This is a genomic window from bacterium (assembly GCA_027622355.1).
GTDB lineage: Bacteria > UBA8248 > UBA8248 > UBA8248 > UBA8248 > JAQBZT01.
The window spans coordinates 1-5555 of the sequence record JAQBZT010000204.1; the positions used below are offsets into that span (position 1 = coordinate 1).

The window sequence follows — 5555 nt, forward strand, 5'->3', positions numbered from 1 at the left end:
ATCCACTCCTTCGGCGCCTCGATCCCGCTGCGGTCAAGGAGTTCCAGGTTGTGCTTGTAGGCCATGAAATTCTTGATGTAGGCCAGCGTGCCGCCGCGATAAGGCACCCCCTGGGGCTGACGGCCCTCGATGAGATCAATCACGTTCCGCACGGCCTCTCTCGCCATGGCAATCTGCTCGGCCAGAACAGCCCCGTACACCCAGCCGTCGCGGATGTCTTTTTCAACTCCGACAACGAGGTTGTGGGTCACGATCTTGATCTGGCCGGGCTTGAAACCTCCGGCCTTCACAGCGTCCACTGTCCCGCGCGCAATCAGGGTCGCCCAGGGGTAAATGCCGGCGACATCCGGATGCTTCTTCAGGAGGTCCTCGGCGGTCTGGTAGGCGACCTGTACGTTCGATTTCGTGAATTCCTTCGCCACGATCTGGATTTTGGGATAGTGGCCCAGATAATCCTCAAAGCCTTTGGCCATCGAGGTCACCATCTCAATGCCGCTCGGCCCGGGCAGCATCATCACTTTGCCCTTGTAGCCGATGGCCTCGGCCATCGCCGCGCCGATGAGGAGACCGAGTTCGTAGCTGTTCTTCATGACGCGGTTGGCCACCTTATTGGTATCGACGTCGATATTATCGACGACCACCTTGATTCCTGCGGCTACGGCTTTTTCGACAGCACTGGCCATCCCCTTGGTGCTGGTCGGGGTGATGATCATGCCGTCATACTTGGCGGCGATGATATCATCCACGTGGGCCACCTGTTTGGGCAAGAATTCGTAGCCGCCCGCGTCGAACATGGTGACTTCCACACCCTGTTCTTTCGCCTCCTCGACGCTGCCGTACCATTTCGAGAAAAAGTACGGATCGACACCGTTGGGCACGACGACGGCGATTCTGTAACGCTTTTTCGCCTTCGCCGAAACGGTGACGGGAGTGGCAAAAGTCGCCGTGACGACAAAGGCAACAACCGCCGCCAAAACCATTATAAAACGAAACAGTCTGGTTCTCATTTGTTCTCCTCCTCCTTCGAGACTTTCACAAGAACGGGGTTCGAACACCTGTAGTTCTCTTTCGGACAATTATCCAGCCATCTGATACAGAGAAAAATTTCCCTTTTGTCCCGCTGAAAATCCCCTTTTTGTCTGTCGTCTACTCCCTCCGGCGGCGTGCGCTGAGCGTGACCGCGGCGATGAGCATGACCCCCAAGACAACTTCCCGCGCGAAGGTGCCAACCCCCAGCAGGATGAGACCGTTCAGCAAAAACACCAGAAACAGCGTCCCCAGCGCCGCCTGGATGATGCCGCCCTCACCTCCGTGAAACGTCGTCCCTCCGACAACGGTTGCGGCGAGCGACTGGAATTCAAGCTGGAAGCCGGCCAGTCCGTTCGTGGCGGGAAGCCGCGCCAGATACAAAAAAGAAGTGATGCCCACGCAAAGTCCGCTGATGAAATAGCAGATGAGCTTCACCTTTCCCGTGTCGATGCCGGAGAGGCGCGCCGCCTCTTCGTTTCCACCCGTGAGATAGATAGCCCGCCCCAGTGCCGTTCGCGTGAGGAGCAAATGCAGAACGACGAAAAAAAAGACCGCGATAAAGAGCGTCCCCGGAAGATAGAAGAAATCCGTCAGGCCGATGGTTTGGAGGATGTCTTTTTGCCTGCCGGTGAACTGATGAATGGTCCGGCCGCCCGTAAATACGAGAGCAATGCCCGCGCAGATGAACAGCATGCTCAGGGTGACGATGAAGGGCTGAATCTTTGCGCGGCCGACCAAAAAGCCGTTGATGAAACCGAACATCACGGCGATGGACAGACCCAAGAGTATGCCGACCGGCAACCCGAAATCCAGGATTCCCTGGGCCATCACAACGCTCGAGAGACTGAGCAGCGAGCCCTGGCTCAAATCGATGCCCGAGACAAGGAGTACCATGCTCTGGCCGGCGACGATGAAGAACAAAAGCGATGCGTTTCGAAGCTGGTTTGTCAGGTTATGGGCATCGATAAAATTGTCCACGTAGCCCAATAGCTGAAGAAAAGAAAACGCCAGCATCATGACGATAAATGCCAGGAAAATCCCATATTTTTCCACCAAAGCCCAGGATCGGAATCTCGTATACATGCTTTTTTCGTAGCGCAAGACAGCATTCGCCATTCCGGCAGTTCTCCCCCGCTAGTGCTTTTGTTCACGAAGGGTACTGACCCAAATGGAAGCCAGAATCACCAGACCCACGATGATTTGCTGCCGATAGGTGTCAATACCCATTATATTCAATCCATTCACAAGGAAGATGATGAGAAACACGCCCAGCGTCGTGCCCAGAACCCCTCCGCGTCCGCCGAAAATATGCGTCCCGCCGATAATCGTGGCACCAATCGACTGAAGCAACTGGTCCCCGCCGCCGAGCCGCGGTTCACCCGCGGCACTGACATTCGCCGAAAGAAGAAGGCCCGAAAGAGCGCAAAGAAAACCGCTCAATCCGAATATGGCGATCTTCATGCGCGAAAAACTAATGCCCGCGGAGATGGCCGTCTGCTCGCTGCCCCCGAGGGCATAGACATGGGTTCCGAACCGGGTGTGCTTGAGAAGGTACCAGCTCGCGCCCAGCACCAGAAGAATCCAGACAAACGGAAGCGGGACAGAGCCAAGGCTTCCTTTCGAGAGAGACACATAGAGGGCCTCGACGTGGGCCGGCAGCGTCGCGCCCTCGCGGGCACCTCCCATCTGGAGGCCCCCTGTCCACAACTGGGCCACCCCGCTTCCGACAAAAAGCATTCCCAGAGTGGCGATGAAGGGATACACCCTCAACACGCCGATGAAGTAGCCGTTGATCAATCCGCACGCCAGCCCGACGGCGAGGCCGGTCACGAGGCCGCCGACAAATCCGAAATGGAGCATGGCGCTCCAGCCGATAACGCTCACAATGCTCATGATCGATCCCTGGGAGAGGTCAAAACCGCCCGAGATAATCACGATTGTCTGGGCGTAGGCGAGAAAGAAGAGCCAAGCGTCGCGGCGCACGACGTTAATGAAATTTTCCAGTGTTAAAAAATTATCCGTCGCGATGGTGTAGAAAATCAACAAGGTGGCAAAGGCTCCGATCAATATGAGCCTCTCCCAGGGAATGTTTTTGGCGGGAACACCGAAGATCAGTTTCTCGCCGCTCACCGTCCCTGCCGCACTCATGCGTTTCCTCCGTTATCCGCGGAACCCGTTCCGCCCGCTGAATCATTTTCGGCGACCATGGCATACCGCAAAACACTTTCCTGGGTGGCTTCTTTTCGGAGCATGTCCGCCGTGAGCCGCCCCTCGCGCATCACCAAGATGCGATCGCTCATCCCCAGAATCTCGGGAAGCTCGCTCGAAATCATCAGAACGGCGGCACCGTCCTGGGCCAGCTTGAGCATCTGGGAGTGAACTTCAAATTTCGCCCCCACGTCGATCCCGCGGGTGGGTTCATCGAAGATGAGTACGTTGGCCTCGCGGAACAACCATTTGGCGAGGACGACTTTCTGCTGGTTTCCGCCGGAAAGAAAACGTATGAGCGTGTCCTGCGTAGGTGTCATGATATTCAGCTGATCGATGTGTTCCTTGACCAGATTTTTTTCAAGCACAAGATTGAGAAACCATCGCTGGATGAGGCGCCGAAGATTCGCGCTCGTCGTGTTAAAGGCAACCGAAAGTATTTGGGTCAGTCCTTCAGTCTTCCGGTCCTCGGGCAAGAGGCCCAAGCCCTGCCGTATCGCCAAGGTGGGCGTCCATTTCCGCTCATGGTTCAGAATCAGGAAGGACCGAACCAGGACCATCACGACCCCACCGGCCAACATCACCCATTCCAAAACGAAATTCTGAGTAAATAGGCTCGCAATCACCATGCTGAAGATCGCGAAGGCGTACCAGACGCCCAGGTCCTGCCACATGGTCCGCCACGCATAGTGCCGGGCCATGACCCAAATGATCGCCTGACGGATGAGGGCGAGCCCCGCCGCAGCGAAATAAGGCATGGGGCTGTTGCGAATATTATATATCGGGCTGCCGATGACCCATTCGTAAAACCATGCCACGCTGAGAAAAGGCGGCGGATTGTTCATGTTGAGCGAAACGGGATCATAGATGCCCTGGAAAAACACCGTAAAGGCAGGAAGCGCAAAGAGGAAAAACAAAACATCCACCAGCGCCTTCCACGCCGGATAATGGGGCTGGCGTTGCGACTCTTCCTTTTCTTTCGTCGCGTGCGTTACTTCAACCGTTCCGCTATCTACCCGATCGGCGCCCATGACCGCTCGCGCCACCTCCGTGCGGCCCGCACCGACGAGGCCGGCCAAGCCGACAATCTCGCCGTAATGAAGGTCGAAATTGATATCCTCGAAAACGCCATCACGGGAGAGGTTCCGGACGTGCAGGGCTACTTCTCCGCGCTCCCGGGGCGTCCATGGAAATTTCTCGTCCAGCGTGCGGCCGACCATCTGGGTGATCAGGAAATCAAGCTCTACTTCCTTCACGTCCCATGTGCCCATGTACCCGCCATCGCGCAGCACGGTCACCCGGTCGCCGATCTTATGAACCTCATCCAGCCTGTGAGAAATATAGATAATGCCCACGCCTTGGCTGCGAAGGCGGTTTACCGCCTTGAATAGCTCGCCGATTTCATGTTCACTGAGAGAAGAGGTGGGTTCGTCCATCACCAGAATCTTGCAATCAAACTCGAGGGCGCGAGCGATCTCCGTCATCTGCTGATCGGCGACGCTCAGGGAGCGGATCGGAGCGCGGATGTCGATCTTTACATCGAGCAATTCCATGATCTCGCGTGATTTTCTTTCAACCTGCTTCCAGTCCACCCGCCTCGATATGCCGGATAGAACAGGCTCCCGGCCGAGAAAAATATTTTTCGCAACACTGAGATCGGGAACAAGATTCAATTCCTGGTAGATGACGCTGATTCCGAGATCGCGGCCCGTGCGGGCATCCGCGATGGTGGTGGGCGCTCCGCCGATGCGGATCTCTCCGCTGTCGGCCTGGTAGATGCCGGCCAATATTTTAATCAGGGTGGATTTTCCGGCGCCGTTCTCGCCCAGAAGGACATGGACCTCTCCTTCGCGCAGGGTAAAATTCACCTCCTTGAGCGCATGAACGCCGGGAAAGTGCTTGTCGATTTTGCTCATCTCAAGGAGGCCGGAGTTGCCTGCCATCACTTCCCCTCAATCGCCGGTGCATGCCGCGGGGCAACGCCGACAACTCTCCTTTCATCAGAAGGCATGATGACGCCCCAAAAATCCGCGAACAATAGAATATTTTTGTCCATTTATTATTGCCTAGCCTATTCGAAAAAAGGATGCCGGTCAATGAAACTTAAGAGGGGAGGGGGGGATTTATTTTCCATTGCAGAATGGACAAATCAAATCCTGAGTTCCATGCACGGTTATTCCGGATAACACGCTCCCGGCCCCTTGCTCCATGTCATTTCAGGGCCGGAGTGACCCGAAAAGACATTTCAGCCCACATTATGCGGCGGAACAGAGCGAAAAGAGCCGGTAATCTTTGTAACTATATGATATAATTGGCTA

4 protein-coding genes are annotated in these 5555 nt (G+C 55.8%); all 4 read right to left on the bottom strand.

Going from position 1 to position 5555, the window contains the following annotated elements; genetic code table 11:
- A partial coding sequence (locus O2807_11355) for a substrate-binding domain-containing protein (protein MDA1001095.1) occupies nucleotides 1-1007 on the bottom strand: 1007 nt, incomplete at its 3' end.
- Nucleotides 1008-1146: 139 nt separating this feature from the next.
- On the bottom strand, nucleotides 1147-2145 hold the full coding sequence (locus O2807_11360; GenBank protein MDA1001096.1) for an ABC transporter permease: 999 nt from the start codon (nucleotides 2143-2145) through the stop codon (nucleotides 1147-1149).
- 18 nt (nucleotides 2146-2163) lie between these two features.
- A complete protein-coding gene (locus O2807_11365; protein ID MDA1001097.1) occupies nucleotides 2164-3177 on the bottom strand; it encodes an ABC transporter permease in 1014 nt (337 codons plus the stop codon).
- Nucleotides 3174-5180 (bottom strand): sugar ABC transporter ATP-binding protein, encoded by a 2007-nt coding sequence (locus O2807_11370; GenBank protein ID MDA1001098.1) that lies wholly within the window; start codon nucleotides 5178-5180, stop codon nucleotides 3174-3176. The genes O2807_11365 and O2807_11370 overlap by 4 nt, the downstream gene beginning before the upstream one ends.
- Nucleotides 5181-5555: the final 375 nt, after the last annotated feature.

Bases quoted from the DNA above. Each gene is read 5' to 3' on its own strand.
- O2807_11370 (MDA1001098.1), bottom strand. From the start codon at position 5,180: ATGGCAGGCAACTCCGGCCTCCTTGAGATGAGCAAAATCGACAAGCAC.
- O2807_11365 (MDA1001097.1), bottom strand. From the start codon at position 3,177: ATGAGTGCGGCAGGGACGGTGAGCGGCGAGAAACTGATCTTCGGTGTT.
- O2807_11360 (MDA1001096.1), bottom strand. From the start codon at position 2,145: ATGGCGAATGCTGTCTTGCGCTACGAAAAAAGCATGTATACGAGATTC.